The organism is Pseudomonas phytophila (assembly GCF_025643095.1).
GTDB classification, from domain to species: domain Bacteria; phylum Pseudomonadota; class Gammaproteobacteria; order Pseudomonadales; family Pseudomonadaceae; genus Aquipseudomonas; species Aquipseudomonas quasicaspiana.
In genome coordinates, this window is the sequence record NZ_CP081201.1 from 1,235,641 (window position 1) to 1,251,114 (window position 15,474).

Here is a 15,474-nt window from a genome sequence, read left to right on the forward strand (position 1 = left end):
CTGGCAGTATCAGCACCATTAAGTGGGGCCATTTCACGCAAGCCGATTGGCGCGCATACCGTTCCGGAGGCTCGCTGAAATGGGGCGTCTGACACGTTTGGCCTCGCTCCTGACGCGCTGGGGTCTGAGTCTCTGCGCATTGGTTCTGATCCTGGCGGCTCTGTATGTCAGCGTCGGTCGTGAGCTGACGCCACTGGTCGCGGGTTACCGTGTTGAAGTCCAGAGCAAGGCGCAGGCTGCAGTCGGCATGCCCTTGGCTATCGGCAGCCTTGAAGGCAGCTGGCGTGGCTTTTCACCGGTTTTCGTCGCCAACGATGTAATGGTCGGCGAGGGCGCAAACGCTGTGCGTCTTGATGAAGTTCGCGCCGAACCTGATCTCTGGGCCAGCTTGCTGGCATGGGATGTGCGACTTTCCCACGTTGAAGTCAACGGTTTGCAGGTGATCCTCAAGGAGGATCAGGACGGTCATTGGGCGCTGCAAGGTTTGCCGGTCCAGGATGATAAAACGCTTGATCCCGAGCAGATTCTCAACCAGATGCAGGTTGTATCGCGCCTCTCTCTGCTCAACAGTCAGGTCACCCTGCAGCCTTTTGAGCAAGCACCGCTGACCCTGACTTATGTGAACATCAGTCTGGCGACGGGCAGCACCCATCAGCGTCTTGATGCGCGGTTGACACTCCCGGATGGTCAACCACTTGCCCTTAACGTTCGCTCGCGGATTCAGGCCAGCGCGTGGAAGGAGGGTGAAGCCGATATCTACCTGAGCCTGCCACAAAGCGACTGGGCGAAGTGGCTGCCCAAAACCCTGACCCGCGAATGGAAAGTATCGACCCTGAAGGCGGGTGGCGAGTTCTGGCTGAGCTGGGGCAAGGGCACTGTGCAAAGTGCTGTCGCACGCCTCAATGCGCCGACGCTGAAAGCGGCTTATGCCGAGCGAAAATCGTCGAAGATCGACAATCTGGCGCTCAACGCGTGGCTTGAACGAAACGATAGCGGCTTTGAAGTGAACCTTGGCTCTCTGGCCATGGACCTGAACGGCCAGCGCTGGGAAAGCCGCATTCAGCTTGAGCAGAAGATCGCCACCAGCGATCAGGAAGAAACCTGGCATGTTCAGGCTGACCGGCTTGATCTGACTCCGGTGACGCCTCTGTTGAAGTCTCTGGCTCCGTTGCCGGACACCTTCATGCAGGTCGTTGATAACCTCAAGGTGACGGGTGCACTGCGTAACGCACTGGTGGATTACCGCCCGCAAGCGGTGGGTGACAAGCGCCTGAGCTTCGCCGCCAATCTGGAAAACATCGGGTTTAATGCTTATCACGGTGCTCCTGGGGCGGGAAATGTCAGCGGCGCGATCAGTGGTGATCTGGGGCAGGGTGAACTGCGCCTCGACAGCGACAACTTCATGCTGCACCTGTATCCGATTTTCAAAAACGAGTGGACCTATCCCAAAGCCAATGCTCGCCTGACCTGGCGTCTGGATGACGAGACTTTCACGCTGATCGCGCCCTACATCAAAGTGCTGGGCGACGAGGGCAAGATCGCTGCGGACTTCCTGATTCGACTGCATCTGGAGCATGAGCGGGCGGATGAGGACTACATGGACCTGCGCGTGGGCATGGTCGATGGCGACGGCAGTTACACCAGCAAGTACCTGCCGGCTGTCCTCAGTCCGGATCTGGACAAGTGGCTGCGTACGGCGATCATCGGCGGCAAGGTTGACCAGGGTTTCTTCCAGTACCAGGGTTCGCTGAGCAAGAACGCGGCTGACACGGCTCGCGTTATCAGTCTGTTTTTCAAGGTGCGTGACGCGACGCTGGACTTCGAGCCCGGCTGGCCGCAGCTGACTGGCGTGGACGGCAAGGTGTATGTCGAGAACAGTGGCGTGCGTGTCAAAGCCAGCAAGGGCAAGCTGCTCAATACCGATATCAGCAAGGTACAGGTCAATATTCCCCACACTCCAGCCGGACAACCCAGCCATTTGCTGGTAGACGGCAACTTTTCCGGTCAACTGGCCGATGGCGTGAAGATTTTGCAGGAGGCGCCTATTGGTACTGCCAGTACCTTCGCGGGATGGCAGGGTACGGGGCCGCTGGATGGCAAGCTGAAGCTGGATATCCCGTTGGTCAAAGGGCAGGAACCGAAAATCGCTGTGGACTTCAGCACCCAGGGCGCACGGTTGAAACTGGCTGACCCGGCGCTGGATCTGACCCAATTGAAAGGCGAGTTTCGCTTTGATAATGCCAAGGGGTTAAGTGGTAAGGGTGTTCAGGCGCAGGCGTTTGATCGCCCTGTTACTGCGGAAATCGCTGCGGAAGGCAAGCCCGGCGCCAATCTTACTCGTGTGGTTGCCAACGGCCAGGTCACGGTAAAACGTCTGACTGAATGGTTGGGCGTTACCCAGCCGTTACCTGTTTCTGGCGATATTCCTTATCAGCTACAACTGACTCTGGGCACAGATAGCTCGTTGCGGATCAACTCCAGCCTGAAAGGCGTAGCAGTGGATTTGCCCGCACCGTTCGGCAAGTCGGCTGAAAGTAGCCTGGACAGCGAATTCCGCATGACCCTTCAGGGCGCTGAACGGCGCTTTGGTTTTGCCTACGGCAAGCTGGCCAATCTGGCTTACGCCGCGACACCGGACAAACTGGGCGACGGGCGTGGCGAGGTGTTTCTCGGCGACGGCGGCGCCATTGTCCCGGACGCCAAAGGCCTGCGTGTCAGAGGCTCACTTTCGGAACTCGATGTCGCGCCCTGGCAAGCAATGGTTAAACGTTACGCCGGTGATAATCCCGGTAGTAGCGCCAAGCAATTGGTCAATAACGTCGACCTGCAGATTGGCAAGCTGACCGCCATGGGCACCACGCTGGACAACGCCAGTGTTCAACTAAAACGCAACACCGACAACTGGGCGCTTTCGCTGGATAGCCAGCTTGCCAAGGGTACGGCGACGCTTCCTGACGTGAAGACCGCACCTATTGGCATTGACATGCTTTATGTCCGACTGCCTGCGCCTGATCCAGCCGCAGTAGTTGTAGAGAATGCACCAGACCCACTGGCCGATATCGATCCGAGCCAGATTCCGGCGCTTGATGTGAAGGTCACGCAGCTGTTTCAGGGCGAGCAGTTATTGGGCGCATGGGCCCTCAAGATTCGTCCGACGCCCACAGGTATTCGTCTGTCTGACATGGACCTGGGTCTCAAGGGCATACGTTTGAAAGGCGAGGGTGGCTGGGAAGGCACGCCGGGTTCAACCAGCAGTTGGTACCGGGGCAATGTTGAAGGCAAGAACCTCGGGGATATCCTCAAGGCATGGGGGTTTGCCCCAACGGTCACTGCCGAAAAACTCGAATTGAACGCCGATGGTCGTTGGCCCGGATCACCGGCCTGGGTGGCGCTCAAGCGTTTCTCCGGCAGCCTGGATGCCAAGCTTGAAAAAGGCCAGTTTGTCGAGGTGGAAGGCGGAGCACAGGCATTACGAGTATTTGGCCTGCTGAACTTCAACTCCATCGGCCGCCGCTTGCGTCTTGATTTCTCCGACTTGCTGGGCAAAGGGTTGAGCTACGATAGGGTCAAAGGCCTGCTGATCGCGAGCGATGGTGTTTATGTCACGCGCACGCCGATTACCCTGACGGGGCCTTCGAGCAATCTGGAGTTGAACGGGACGCTGGACATGGTCAAGGATCGAGTCGATGCCAAGCTGCTGGTGACGCTGCCGGTCACTAATAACCTTCCGATCGCTGCTTTGATTGTCGGCGCTCCCGCTATTGGCGGGGCGTTGTTCCTGGTCGATAAGCTGCTGGGCGATCGTGTCGCACGATTCGCCAGTGTTCAGTACAAGGTCGAAGGGCCCTGGAAAGAGCCGAAGATCACGTTCGACAAGCCGTTTGAAAAACCTCAATAGTTCGTCATGGAGTACAGTGGGAGCCATTACGAGGGCTACCGTCCAGACACCGCAAGACTCTGTAGGAGCTGACGAGCACCGCGAGGCTGCGATAGCGGTGTATCAGATTGACCGCTATCGCAGCCTCGCGGTGCTCGTCAGCTCCTACAGAGAAAATGCATTCCGGTTCGGGTGGGCGCGTGTTGTTTGAGGAGAGGCCGCCATGTCTTTTGCCGTGATTCAAATGGTTAGCCAGAGCGACGTGCCGGGCAATCTGGCTCAGGCCCGGCGACTGCTGGAACAAGCTGCTGCTTCTGGAGCGCGCCTGGCGGTACTGCCGGAAAACTTTGCTGCCATGGGCCGTCGCGATGTCGCGGATATCGGCCGGGCGGAAGCTTTAGGCCAGGGGCCAATCCTGCCATGGTTGAAACTGGCCGCTCGCGACCTCAAGTTATGGATAGTTGCCGGAACCATACCTTTACCGCCGATTGATAATCCTGAAGGCAAGATTACCGCGTGTTCATTGTTGATTGATGAGCATGGCGAGCACGTGGCGCGTTACGACAAGCTGCACTTGTTTGATGTGGACGTGTCAGACAGTCGTGGACGTTATCGGGAATCCGACGACTATGCTCATGGCAGCAATGTGGTGGTTGCCGACACGCCAGTGGGGCGTCTCGGTTTGACCGTATGCTACGACTTGCGCTTCCCTGAGCTGTACACCGCTCTGCGAAAGGCAGGGGCTGAATTGATTACTGCGCCGTCGGCCTTTACCGCCGTTACCGGCGCAGCGCACTGGGACATTCTGATCCGTGCGCGAGCTATTGAAACCCAGTGCTATCTGCTGGCGGCCGCGCAGGGCGGAGTTCATCCGGGACCTCGGGAAACATATGGGCATGCAGCGATCGTCGACCCCTGGGGGCGAGTCCTGGCCGAACAGGCGCAGGGCGAGGCGGTGCTGCTGGCCGAACGGGACAACGAAGAACAGGCGTCCATCAGGGCGCGGATGCCGGTGTCCAGTCACCGGCGATTTTTTACGCAGGACGCCGTGCGGCCTGTGCAGACCTCGGAGTGAATATGAGCGACTTGTCCTCTGTCAGCGAACACCTTCTGGCACCTGGTGGCTTGAACCTCGACAGCCTTCAATCGGTGTTGGGCGAGCTGGCCGGTCCAGGCATTGATGCCGCTGACCTGTATTTCCAGGGGCAGATTTCTGAGTCCTGGTCGCTGGAAGACGGCATCGTCAAAGAGGGCAGCTTCAACCTCGATCAGGGAGTTGGCGTGCGTGCCCAATCGGGTGAGAAAACCGGTTTTGCCTACAGCAATGCAATCACTCACGAAGCCCTGACCACGGCAGCTCGCGCTGCGCGCTCGATTTCCCGCGCCGGTCAGAATGGCACCGTGCAGGCTTTCACTGCACAGGACGTGGCCCAGTTGTATGCGCCGGATAACCCACTGGAAGTGATGACCCGCGCGGAGAAAGTCGAACTGCTCAAGCGGGTTGACGTTGCCACCCGTGCACTGGATACGCGTATTCAGCAGGTCACGGTGAGCATGGCGGGCGTTTGGGAACGTATTCTCGTCGCTTCCACTGATGGCAGTCTGGCGGCCGATGTGCGCCCTCTGGTGCGTTTCAACGTCAGCGTCATCGTCGAGCAGAACGGCCGTCGCGAGCGTGGCGGTCATGGCGGCGGCGGGCGTACCGATTACCGTTATTTCCTCAGCGACGACCGCGCCATGGGTTATGCCCGTGAAGCGTTGCGTCAGGCGTTGGTCAACCTCGAAGCGATTCCTGCACCGGCGGGCACGCTGCCCGTTGTTCTCGGCTCCGGCTGGTCCGGTGTCTTGCTGCACGAGGCGGTTGGTCACGGCCTGGAAGGCGATTTCAATCGCAAAGGCAGTTCGGCCTACAGTGGCCGTATGGGCGAGATGGTTGCTTCAAAGCTTTGCACCATTGTCGATGACGGCACCCTGGCTGGACGTCGCGGCTCGTTGAGCGTCGATGACGAAGGCACGCCGACTGAATGCACGACCCTGATCGAAAACGGTGTGCTCAAGGGCTACATGCAGGACAAACTCAATGCACGCCTGATGGGCGTAGCGCGTACCGGTAATGGTCGTCGTGAGTCCTATGCGCACCTGCCGATGCCACGCATGACCAATACCTACATGTTGGGTGGGCAGAGCGATCCGCAGGAAATCATTGCGTCGGTCAAGCGCGGTATCTACTGCGCCAACCTGGGTGGCGGTCAGGTAGACATCACCAGCGGCAAGTTCGTTTTCTCCACCAGCGAAGCCTATTTGATCGAAGACGGCAAAATTACTGCCCCGGTCAAGGGTGCAACGTTGATCGGTAACGGGCCGGAAGCCATGAGCAAGGTGTCGATGGTCGGTAACGATCTGTCGCTGGACAGCGGTGTCGGTACCTGCGGCAAGGATGGTCAGTCGGTTCCGGTAGGTGTGGGTCAGCCGACCCTGAAGATCGATGCGATCACGGTAGGCGGCACGGGCGGTTGAGGTTGTGAGGCCGGGGCAGACTGATGAACAGTCCGCCCCATGGTCGAGTGTTAACGCAAACCGCGTTGTTTCTCGTCCAGCTCACGGATGTACTTGAAGATTTTCCGGCTCGACGCAGGCGCCTTGTTATGGGCCAGCTCGTGTTGGGCCTGACGGATCAATGAACGCAGCTGCTGACGATCCGCTTCCGGATATTCAGCAACGAACATTTCGAGGACACCGTCATCACCAGCGATCAGGCGATCACGCCAGCGTTCCAGGCCGTGAAAACGTTCGTTGTATTGGCGAGTGGAGGCATCGAGTTGATCGAGAAGCACCAGAATGGCGTCCAGATCCTGATCGCGCATCAGCTTGCCAATGAACTGAATATGCCGTTTGCGTGCGATATGAGCCGTGTGCTTGGGCGCATCGGCCAAGGCTCTGCGCAGCGGATCGGTCAAAGGCAGCTTGTTCAGCAAATCAGGTTTGAGCGACACAAGACGCTCGCCAAGTTCAACCAGAGCATGCAGCTCGCGTTTGACCTGGGTTTTGCTTTTCTCCCCTTCGAGGGAGTCGTCGTAAGAATCAACCATGGGGGCAGTCCGCAAATAAACGCCGCCATGATAACCAGTCATGGGCCTCTTGTCCGGCCCGCTCGGTATTCGGCTCATGCCGAAAGCAGATTTTGATGGAGAAAGTCATGAGTGCATCACAAAGCGTCGGCCCACAGGCCTTGCCCGCACTGCAGGAACAAGTCGAGCAAATCATTGCCGAAGCCAGGCGTCAGGGTGCCAGTGCCTGCGAAGTCGCTGTGTCGCTGGAGCAGGGCCTGTCGACCTCGGTTCGTCAGCGCGAAGTGGAAACCGTCGAATTCAATCGTGACCAGGGTTTCGGCATTACCTTGTACGTAGGCCAGCGTAAAGGCTCGGCCAGTACCTCAGCCAGTGGTGCTGATGCAATTCGTGAGACTGTCGCCGCCGCGCTCGCCATCGCTAAACATACATCTGAGGATGAGGCGTCAGGCCTCGCTGATGCTGCGCTGATGGCCAGGGAGCAGCAGGATTTTGACCTGTTTCATGCTTGGGATATCACGCCTGAACAGGCCATCGAGAAAGCCTTGATCTGCGAAGCAGCAGCTTTTGACGCCGATAGCCGGATCAAGAATGCCGACGGCACGACGCTTAATACCCACCAGGGCTGCCGCGTGTACGGCAACAGCCACGGCTTTATTGGCGGTTATGCCTCGACCCGCCACAGCCTGAGCTGCGTGATGATCGCTGAAGGCGATGGCCAGATGCAGCGCGATTACTGGTATGACGTGAGTCGCCAGGGTGAGTTGCTGGCTGATCCGCAGAGCATCGGTCGCAAAGCTGCCGAGCGTGCAGCCAGCCGCCTGGGCGCGCGTCCAGTGCCGACGTGCGAAGTGCCGGTGTTGTTTTCGGCCGAGCTGGCCGGTGGACTGTTCGGCAGTTTCCTCGGGGCAATTTCTGGCGGCAATCTTTATCGCAAGTCGTCGTTCCTCGAGGGCTCCATCGGTCAGCGACTGTTTCCTGAATGGCTGACCATTGACGAACGGCCGCACTTGATGCGCGCCATGGGCAGTTCGGCGTTCGACGGTGATGGTCTGGCAACGTATGCCAAACCGTTCGTCGAAAATGGCGAGTTGGTTTCTTACATTCTTAGCACCTACTCTGGCCGTAAGCTGGGCTTGCCAAGCACCGCAAACGCGGGCGGCGTGCATAACCTGTTCGTCACCCACGGGACTGAAGACCAGGCAGCGCTGATCCGCCGCATGGGCCGCGGGCTGCTGGTCACCGAGTTGATGGGCAGTGGCCTGAACATGGTGACCGGTGATTATTCCCGCGGCGCGGCCGGTTTCTGGGTCGAGAACGGCGAAATCCAGTTCGCGGTGCAGGAAGTGACCATCGCCGGCAACATGCGTGACATGTTCAAGCAAATCGTTGCCGTTGGCAGTGATCTTGAGTTGCGCAGCAACATTCGCACGGGCTCTGTGTTGATCGAACGGATGACTGTCGCCGGTAGCTGATACAAAAGTTGTCCGCACCCACCTTTGTCTCTGTGGGAGCTGAGCTTGCTCGCGATAAGGCTGGATGCGATCTGAAGTGAACCGTGTCCAGCCTTATCGCGAGCAAGCTCAGCTCCCACAAAAAAACATGCCGTTCCGACGATTATTCTCCTCCCCCTCTAAATCCCTTCACCCTCTACGGTTGTTTTGATTCTCAATATCATTTAATAATGAATATCATTATCTGAATGAGCCGTGGTCATGGGTCCTGTCTTGCACGCACTTCCTGCACACCTGGAAAACTGGCGCGGGATGAGTTTTAGAATTCGTTGTGCCCTTGAGCCTGACGAACCACGGCTGATCGATCACTACCTCGCCGAAGGCCGGTATCTGGCGCGCTTCACCGCTACGCCTCAGCGAATGATTGCTGAAACCTCCTTCCGGCTGCTTATCGACACAGCTCGCGATACGGTTTTGCCCTGGCATTGGCGCTGTCTATGCGTCGATCAGGCCTGGCGTCCGCTGCGCGATCTCAAGGCCCTCATCAACTCCCCGGCCGACCAACAACGCTGGCAGGCCTACAGCTGGCAGTTGGCGACATGCCTGCTGCAGCCCTCGATCTCTCCTACTGAACTGGTGCAAGGAAATTCCGATGAGTAATACCCGTATCGAACGCGACAGCATGGGCGAATTGCAGGTCCCGGCCGAGGCCCTGTATGGCGCTCAGACCCAGCGTGCGGTGAATAACTTCCCTATCAGTAACCTGCGCATGCCAACGCAGTTCATCCGTGCACTATTGCTCGCCAAGGCTGCCGCCGCGCACGCGAACCTTGAGCTGGAGCAGATAACGGCCGCGCAGAGCGAAGCGATTGTCAGTGCCTGTCAGGAATTGCTGAGCGGCGATTACATGGCGCACTTTCCGGTGGACGTGTTTCAGACCGGTTCCGGCACCAGCACCAACATGAACGCCAACGAAGTCATCGCTACCATTGCCAGCCGCGTACTGGGCGACAAGGTCAACGCCAACGACCACGTGAATTGTGGCCAGAGCAGCAACGACATTATCCCGACCACTATTCACGTCAGTGCCGCCCTGGCGTTGCACGAGCAGCTATTACCGGCGTTGACCCATCTGGTCGACGTGATCGAGCGCAAGGCTGATGAGGTGCACCCCTTCATCAAGACCGGCCGCACACACTTGATGGACGCCATGCCGGTGCGCATGAGTCAGGTGCTGAACGGTTGGGCTCAGCAGATTCGCGCCAATATCGAACATCTCCAGGCCTTGCTGCCAAGCCTGCAGGCGTTGGCTCAGGGCGGCACCGCCGTGGGTACCGGAATCAATGCGCATCCGGAGTTTGCCAAGCGTTTCAGCAGTCATTTGAGCCGTTTGAGCAACGTGGCTTTTGTGCCCGGCAAGGATTTGTTTGCGTTGATCGGCTCCCAGGACACGGCCGTTGCTGTGTCTGGCCAGCTAAAGGGAACTGCGGTTTCGCTGATGAAAATCGCCAATGACCTGCGCTGGATGAATTCCGGTCCGCTGGCCGGGCTGGGAGAGATTGAACTGGAAGCTTTGCAGCCGGGTTCGTCGATCATGCCGGGCAAGGTTAACCCGGTGATCCCGGAAGCCACAGCCATGGTGGCGGCACAGGTCATTGGCAATGACGCGGCGATCACGGTCGCCGGGCAGTCAGGTAACTTCGAGTTGAACGTGATGCTGCCGATCATTGCGCAAAACCTGCTGAGCAGCATCGAGCTACTGGCCAACTCCAGCCGACTGCTGGCCAACAAGGCCATCGCGACCTTCAAGGTCAATGAAGCGAAGCTAAAGGAAGCCTTGTCGCGCAACCCGATTCTGGTCACTGCCCTGAACCCGATCATTGGTTACCAGAAGGCCGCCGAAATTGCCAAGACGGCCTACAAGCAGGGGCGTCCGATCATCGACGTCGCCCTTGAACACACCGACCTGCAGCGCAGCCAGCTGGAGGCATTGCTGGATCCGGAAAAACTCACTGCTGGCGGGATCTGACCCGTCGGCCATCGCTTGAGGAGTCGCGCCATGGAGCATTGGAAACGCACAATCGAAAAAGCCAATCGCTGTTTCAATCTCGGTGAGCTGGTTGACGCCCGCGAGTTGTATCTGCAGGCGCTGGCGCTGGCTCAGGTGTTGTTCGAGCGCTGGCCCAACCCTGATGAAGCGGTGGCCGCTTGCGTCATTTCCCATCACAACCTTGCCGACCTGCATTTGAGTCTGGGCCAGCCGGAGGAGAGCGCGGAGTACCTGTGCGCGATCCATCAGCACCTGTTGCGGGTCATGCAAGAGCAACGTCTGCCGCCAGCTTTGCGTCAGGCTGCGTTGCGCCATAGCAGCAAAACCTACGCCGAGCTGCTGAATTTTATCAGCGAGCACGGTGAATACCCGCGCACCCATCGCCTGTTGAACAGTGGCGGCGAGCATTCGCGCTCGTCATTACAACGCAATGCCGCAGCCACTTCCGGCCTTTTCTACGGAGTACATTGATATGCCGTTTACTTTGCCTGCCTTGCCATACGCTTACGATGCCCTGGAGCCGCACATCGATGCGCAGACCATGGAGATTCACTACAGCAAGCACCACCAGACTTACATCAATAACCTGAACGCGGCGGTTGAAGGTACTGAGTGGGCTGAGTGGCCAATCGAGAAGCTGGTGGCATCTGTCGCTCAACTCCCGGAGAAGCTGCGCCCTGCGGTCATCAACCAGGGTGGGGGGCACGCCAACCATTCGTTGTTCTGGGATGTCATGACCCCAACCGGTGGCGGCTCGCCTGACGGTGCACTGGCAAAAGCGATTGATGAGCAACTGGGTGGCTTCGAGCAATTCAAGGATGCTTTCACCAAAGCAGCACTGACACGTTTCGGCAGTGGCTGGGCGTGGCTGAGCGTGACCCCGGAGAAAAAACTGGTGGTTGAGAGCAGCGGTAACCAGGACAGTCCGCTTATGAACGGCAACACGCCAATTCTGGGGCTGGACGTCTGGGAGCACGCGTATTACCTGCGTTACCAGAACCGTCGCCCGGAATACATCAACGCGTTTTACAACGTCGTCAACTGGGCTGAAGTCGCTCGTCGTTACCAGGCCGCTCTGGTCTGATCTCCCAATAATCAGATCCAGGGCAGTTTATGCGCACGGAAATACTCACCGTCAGCAGCGGGCGGTTGTTTCGCCTGGCACTGGGATCGGTTCTGCTGTTGGCAGGTATGGCGCTTCTGGTCGCTCATGCGCTTGAGTGGCTGAATCTTGAACCGCGCCTGATGCGGGCACTTGAGGGCGGAGCGATTTGTGCTCTGGGCACCGCGTTAGGTGCCGTTCCCGTGCTGGTCATCAGGGGCATGCCTGCATCGGTGTCCGATGGTTTGCTCGGCTTCGGTGCAGGAGTGATGTTGGCGGCGACCGCGTTCTCCCTGATCGTGCCTGGCCTTGCGGCGGCTGAAAGCCTTGGATTTTCCCCGTGGGGTGCTGGCGGACTTGTCAGCCTTGGTATTTTTCTCGGGGCTGTCGGCTTGTTTGTGGTTGACCATATCGTCTCCAAAGGTTCGCCTCTGAGCGGTGGAGAACTTCCTGCAATTGCGCCGCGGATCTGGTTGTTCGTCATCGCGATCATTGCCCACAACATCCCTGAAGGCATGGCTATTGGTGTGTCCGCTGGCGGCGGTTTGCCCGACGCGGACAGTCTCGCCATGGGCATCGCGATACAGGATGTGCCCGAGGGACTGGTCATTGCGTTGGTGCTGGCGGGGGCAGGGATGTCGCGCTTCAAGGCATTTCTGATCGGCGCTGCCTCAGGTCTGGTTGAGCCGGTTTTCGCCCTGTTGTGCGCCTGGCTCGTAGCAATCGCCGAGTTGTTGTTGCCGCTAGGGCTGGCGTTTGCTGCGGGTGCCATGTTGCTGGTGGTCACTCAAGAGATCATCCCGGAGTCGCGCCGTAACGGACACGATAAAGTCGCCAGCCTCGGCTTGATTGCGGGGTTCTGCCTGATGATGGTGATGGACACAGCCCTGGCTTGAAGGGTGGGCGAGGCGGCGAAGTGACATTCGCCTCCTGCCTACGTCTAAAACCACTTATAATCCATGGTTTTTACCCTTCGACGCGAGAATGTCCGTGAGCTTACCTGCCTGCCCGAAATGCAATTCCGAATACACCTACGAAGACGGTACTCAACTGATCTGCCCGGAATGCGCGCATGAATGGTCTGCCGACGGCAGCAGCGAAGCGGCTGATGACGTCAAAGTCATCAAGGATTCGGTAGGCAATACCCTGCAAGACGGCGATACCGTCACCGTCATCAAGGACCTCAAAGTCAAAGGCTCCTCGCTGGTCGTGAAGGTTGGCACCAAGGTGAAGAACATCCGTCTGGTGGATGGCGATCACGACATCGATTGCAAGATCGACGGCATTGGCGCGATGAAGCTGAAGTCGGAGTTTGTGAAGAAGGGGTAAGGTAGTGGGCTGCTAAAGCACCTCTGAGCCAACGTCAGATGACTGAGTGTCTAAATCCGGAGTTCGAAAGGACTTCGGATTTTTCGTATCTAGCGCGCGAGTTTTGCAGACTTTTCCTTCGAGCCTCATGAGTAGAATGGTTTTCGTGTGAATGCTGGGCTTTCTGTTCGGAGAGTCTTTATTTGAGCGTAACCCAGGTCGATCTGAAGGTGTTTTTTGAGAAGGTTTGCTTTTGTAAGCGTTGCCGCTGAGCGGGAGTACAAGGATCTGCCCGATGATGTTCAGGACGAGTTTGGCAAGGATTTGCGGAGGATTCAGTTCGAGCAGGACCCGCGGCTAGCAATCAAGCAACTTACAGAGTCAGTAGGTGCTGGTGTGGTCGAGCTGATCATAAACGGCAGCCCCGCATTTCGCTGTGTCTACATTGCCAAATACGCGGACATGGTGGTCGTTTTACATTCGTTCGTGAAAACCACCAATAAGAAGACTGATCGGCACGCGATGGCCGTTGCGGAGCAGAGATTCAAGCAGTTGAAAAGTGAGTTGCGGGGGATGGGCTACTAAACTTAGGCAGATTTGGTAATGACAATCTGCGGAGATGCTTCGGCACCTGCATTCGACATGGTGAAATTGGCACGAAAGCCCAGGCAATCAAGCATGTCGATCATGGCATCAATAGTGAATTTCTCAATCTTGCCGTTCGCCAGTTCTGACACCCGTGATTGGGTCAGGTTAAGCAATTTCGCAGCTTCACTCTGCTTAAGATTCAACTGCTTCAGGCAGTTAGTGATGAATATGGATAAATCCATTTTGAGGGCCATCTTGCTGGCAGTTTCATCATCATGCGTGACATGAAATGGGCTTTCATGAAATTGGAGAGCCATAATCGCCTCGGTTTTATCTAAAATTTAAGATAAAAATCTTAGCGGCAGACAGATGGGCTGGTCAAGAAAATCTTTTGACGCGGGCGCCGCTCTACTCCCCCTCATCAAACTTGTTATTGATCAACTCAACCAGACCATCCAGCGCAGCCTGCTCCTGCTCGCCCTCGGTCGAAAGGTGAATATCCGTGCCTTTGCCAGCGGCGAGCATCATCACTGCCATGATGCTTTTGCCATCCACCATGCTTTCCGGTGAGCGACCCACGCGGATCTGGCAGGGGTACTTGCCGGCGACTCCGACGAATTTGGCGGCTGCGCGGGCGTGCAGGCCCAGCTTGTTGATAATGGTGATTTGAAGAGCGGGCATCGCAGGGGAAGTCCTTTCAGCTTATGTCGCGGTGGCGAACCTGAACGTTTTTGAGGGATTGTTGCAGGACCTGACCCAGGCGCTCGGTCAGGTACACCGAGCGGTGATGGCCGCCAGTGCAGCCAATGGCAATGGTTACATACGAGCGGTTGCTGGCAGCAAAGCGCGGCAACCACTTGTTTAGATACGCGAAGATGTCCTGAAACATCTCCTCCACATCAGGCTGTGCAGCTAGATAGTCGATAACAGGCTGATCTTTTCCCGATTGTTCTCGCAGCTCTGGCTTCCAGTAAGGATTAGGTAGGCAGCGTACGTCGAATACCAGATCGGCATCCACGGGCATACCGCGCTTGAAACCGAAAGACTCGAGCAGGAACGCGGTACCCGGCTCCGGCTTGTTCAGCAGGCGAAGCTTGAGGGTGTCGCGCAACTGGTAGAGATTCAGGTGGGTGGTGTTGATCTTCAGGTCGGCAAGATCAATGATCGGCCCCAGCAATGTGGTCTCGTCCCGAATGGCCTCGGCCAGCGAGCGGTCTGCGTTGCTCAGAGGATGACGGCGACGGGTTTCGGAGAACCGCTTGAAGAGCGTTGATTCATCCGCATCCAGGTAAAGCACATCGCACTGGATATTGCGTGAACGAACCTCTTCCAGCATCTGTGGGAAGCGGGTCAGGTGGCTGGGCAGGTTCCGTGCATCAATAGACACCGCCAACAGCGGTTCAGCCAGCTCGGTGTTGATCAGCGCGCGTTCGGCCAACTCGGGCAGCAGACCCGCCGGGAGGTTATCAACGCAGTAAAAACCGCTGTCTTCCAGGACGTCCAGCGCTGTGCTTTTGCCGGAGCCTGAGCGACCGCTCACAATGATCATGCGCATGATTAATGACCGTTTTGCTCGTCCAGTACTACCTGATAAAGGGCTTCATTGCTCGGGGCACTACGCAGGCGTTCACGCACTTCTTTGCGGTCTAGCATGCTGGCTATCTGGCGCAGCAATTCCAGGTGTGCATCGGTAGCCGCTTCCGGGACCAGCAGAACAAACAGCAGGTCAACGGGGGCGCCATCGATAGCGTCGAAATCTACAGGAGCGTTCAGGTGCAACAACGCGCTGATAGGAGATTCACACCCCTTCAAGCGACAATGCGGAATGGCGATGCCATTACCAAAGCCGGTAGAACCTAGCTTTTCACGGGCGATAAGACTCGAAAACACGTCGTCCGAATCCAGATCAGGCACTTCTTTGCCGATCAGGTTGGCAATTTGTTCGAGGACTTTTTTCTTGCTGCCGCCCGGCACGTTCACGAGTGAACGGCCGGGGGTCAGGATATTTTCTAGTCGGATCATGTTTT

At 57.5% G+C, this 15,474-nt stretch carries 16 protein-coding genes; 11 read left to right on the forward strand and 5 right to left on the reverse strand.

Going from position 1 to position 15,474, the window contains the following annotated elements; genetic code table 11:
* Positions 1 to 79: 79 nt before the first annotated feature.
* From K3169_RS05350 to tldD, 3 genes are all read left to right on the forward strand, one after another.
* The gene (locus K3169_RS05350) at positions 80 to 3,898 is read left to right on the forward strand and encodes a YhdP family protein (protein ID WP_263270488.1); all 3,819 of its coding nucleotides are present in this window, start codon (positions 80 to 82) and stop codon (positions 3,896 to 3,898) included.
* Between the two features lie 202 nt (positions 3,899 to 4,100).
* Positions 4,101 to 4,952, forward strand: coding sequence for a carbon-nitrogen hydrolase family protein (locus K3169_RS05355; RefSeq protein ID WP_099270969.1), 852 nt, complete (start codon positions 4,101 to 4,103; stop codon positions 4,950 to 4,952).
* A gap of 2 nt (positions 4,953 to 4,954) precedes the next feature.
* Positions 4,955 to 6,394, forward strand: a complete 1,440-nt coding sequence (tldD, locus tag K3169_RS05360; RefSeq protein WP_027898155.1) for a metalloprotease TldD — start codon at positions 4,955 to 4,957, stop codon at positions 6,392 to 6,394.
* Between the two features lie 50 nt (positions 6,395 to 6,444).
* Here tldD and yjgA read toward each other — a convergent pair whose 3' ends face one another.
* Positions 6,445 to 6,966: a ribosome biogenesis factor YjgA gene (gene yjgA, locus K3169_RS05365; RefSeq protein WP_263270489.1), complete on the reverse strand. Its 522-nt coding sequence runs from the start codon at positions 6,964 to 6,966 to the stop codon at positions 6,445 to 6,447.
* A 107-nt stretch (positions 6,967 to 7,073) separates the two neighbouring features.
* On the opposite strand from yjgA, the gene pmbA reads away from it, so the two are divergent.
* The 8 genes from pmbA to K3169_RS05405 all read left to right on the forward strand — a co-directional run bounded on the left by pmbA (position 7,074) and on the right by K3169_RS05405 (position 13,444).
* Positions 7,074 to 8,420, forward strand: a complete 1,347-nt coding sequence (pmbA, locus tag K3169_RS05370; protein ID WP_122708235.1) for a metalloprotease PmbA — start codon at positions 7,074 to 7,076, stop codon at positions 8,418 to 8,420.
* A 240-nt stretch (positions 8,421 to 8,660) separates the two neighbouring features.
* Entirely contained in the window at positions 8,661 to 9,059 is a 399-nt protein-coding gene (locus K3169_RS05375) for a hypothetical protein (RefSeq protein WP_027897853.1), read from the forward strand.
* Positions 9,052 to 10,428 (forward strand): class II fumarate hydratase, encoded by a 1,377-nt coding sequence (locus K3169_RS05380; protein ID WP_099270967.1) that lies wholly within the window; start codon positions 9,052 to 9,054, stop codon positions 10,426 to 10,428. The genes K3169_RS05375 and K3169_RS05380 overlap by 8 nt, the downstream gene beginning before the upstream one ends.
* A gap of 30 nt (positions 10,429 to 10,458) precedes the next feature.
* Complete coding sequence (locus K3169_RS05385; protein WP_027897851.1) at positions 10,459 to 10,920, forward strand: hypothetical protein; 462 nt, start codon at positions 10,459 to 10,461, stop codon at positions 10,918 to 10,920.
* 1 nt (position 10,921) lies between these two features.
* Entirely contained in the window at positions 10,922 to 11,533 is a 612-nt protein-coding gene (locus K3169_RS05390) for a superoxide dismutase (RefSeq protein WP_027897850.1), read from the forward strand.
* Positions 11,534 to 11,562: 29 nt separating this feature from the next.
* Positions 11,563 to 12,447 carry a ZIP family metal transporter gene (locus tag K3169_RS05395; RefSeq protein WP_122708233.1) on the forward strand — a complete coding sequence of 295 codons (885 nt, stop codon included), beginning with the start codon at positions 11,563 to 11,565 and terminating at the stop codon, positions 12,445 to 12,447.
* Between the two features lie 88 nt (positions 12,448 to 12,535).
* Positions 12,536 to 12,880, forward strand: coding sequence for a zinc ribbon domain-containing protein YjdM (locus K3169_RS05400; protein WP_027897848.1), 345 nt, complete (start codon positions 12,536 to 12,538; stop codon positions 12,878 to 12,880).
* Positions 12,881 to 13,096: 216 nt separating this feature from the next.
* Positions 13,097 to 13,444: a type II toxin-antitoxin system RelE/ParE family toxin gene (locus K3169_RS05405; protein WP_263270490.1), complete on the forward strand. Its 348-nt coding sequence runs from the start codon at positions 13,097 to 13,099 to the stop codon at positions 13,442 to 13,444.
* A gap of 2 nt (positions 13,445 to 13,446) precedes the next feature.
* Here K3169_RS05405 and K3169_RS05410 read toward each other — a convergent pair whose 3' ends face one another.
* The 4 genes from K3169_RS05410 to ptsN all read right to left on the reverse strand — a co-directional run bounded on the left by K3169_RS05410 (position 13,447) and on the right by ptsN (position 15,469).
* Complete coding sequence (locus K3169_RS05410) at positions 13,447 to 13,764, reverse strand: helix-turn-helix domain-containing protein (RefSeq protein WP_027897846.1); 318 nt, start codon at positions 13,762 to 13,764, stop codon at positions 13,447 to 13,449.
* A gap of 91 nt (positions 13,765 to 13,855) precedes the next feature.
* A complete protein-coding gene (locus tag K3169_RS05415) occupies positions 13,856 to 14,128 on the reverse strand; it encodes an HPr family phosphocarrier protein (RefSeq protein WP_122394941.1) in 273 nt (90 codons plus the stop codon).
* A gap of 16 nt (positions 14,129 to 14,144) precedes the next feature.
* Positions 14,145 to 15,002, reverse strand: a complete 858-nt coding sequence (gene rapZ / locus K3169_RS05420) for an RNase adapter RapZ (protein WP_122394942.1) — start codon at positions 15,000 to 15,002, stop codon at positions 14,145 to 14,147.
* A 2-nt stretch (positions 15,003 to 15,004) separates the two neighbouring features.
* Positions 15,005 to 15,469, reverse strand: coding sequence for a PTS IIA-like nitrogen regulatory protein PtsN (gene ptsN / locus K3169_RS05425; protein ID WP_027897843.1), 465 nt, complete (start codon positions 15,467 to 15,469; stop codon positions 15,005 to 15,007).
* Positions 15,470 to 15,474: the final 5 nt, after the last annotated feature.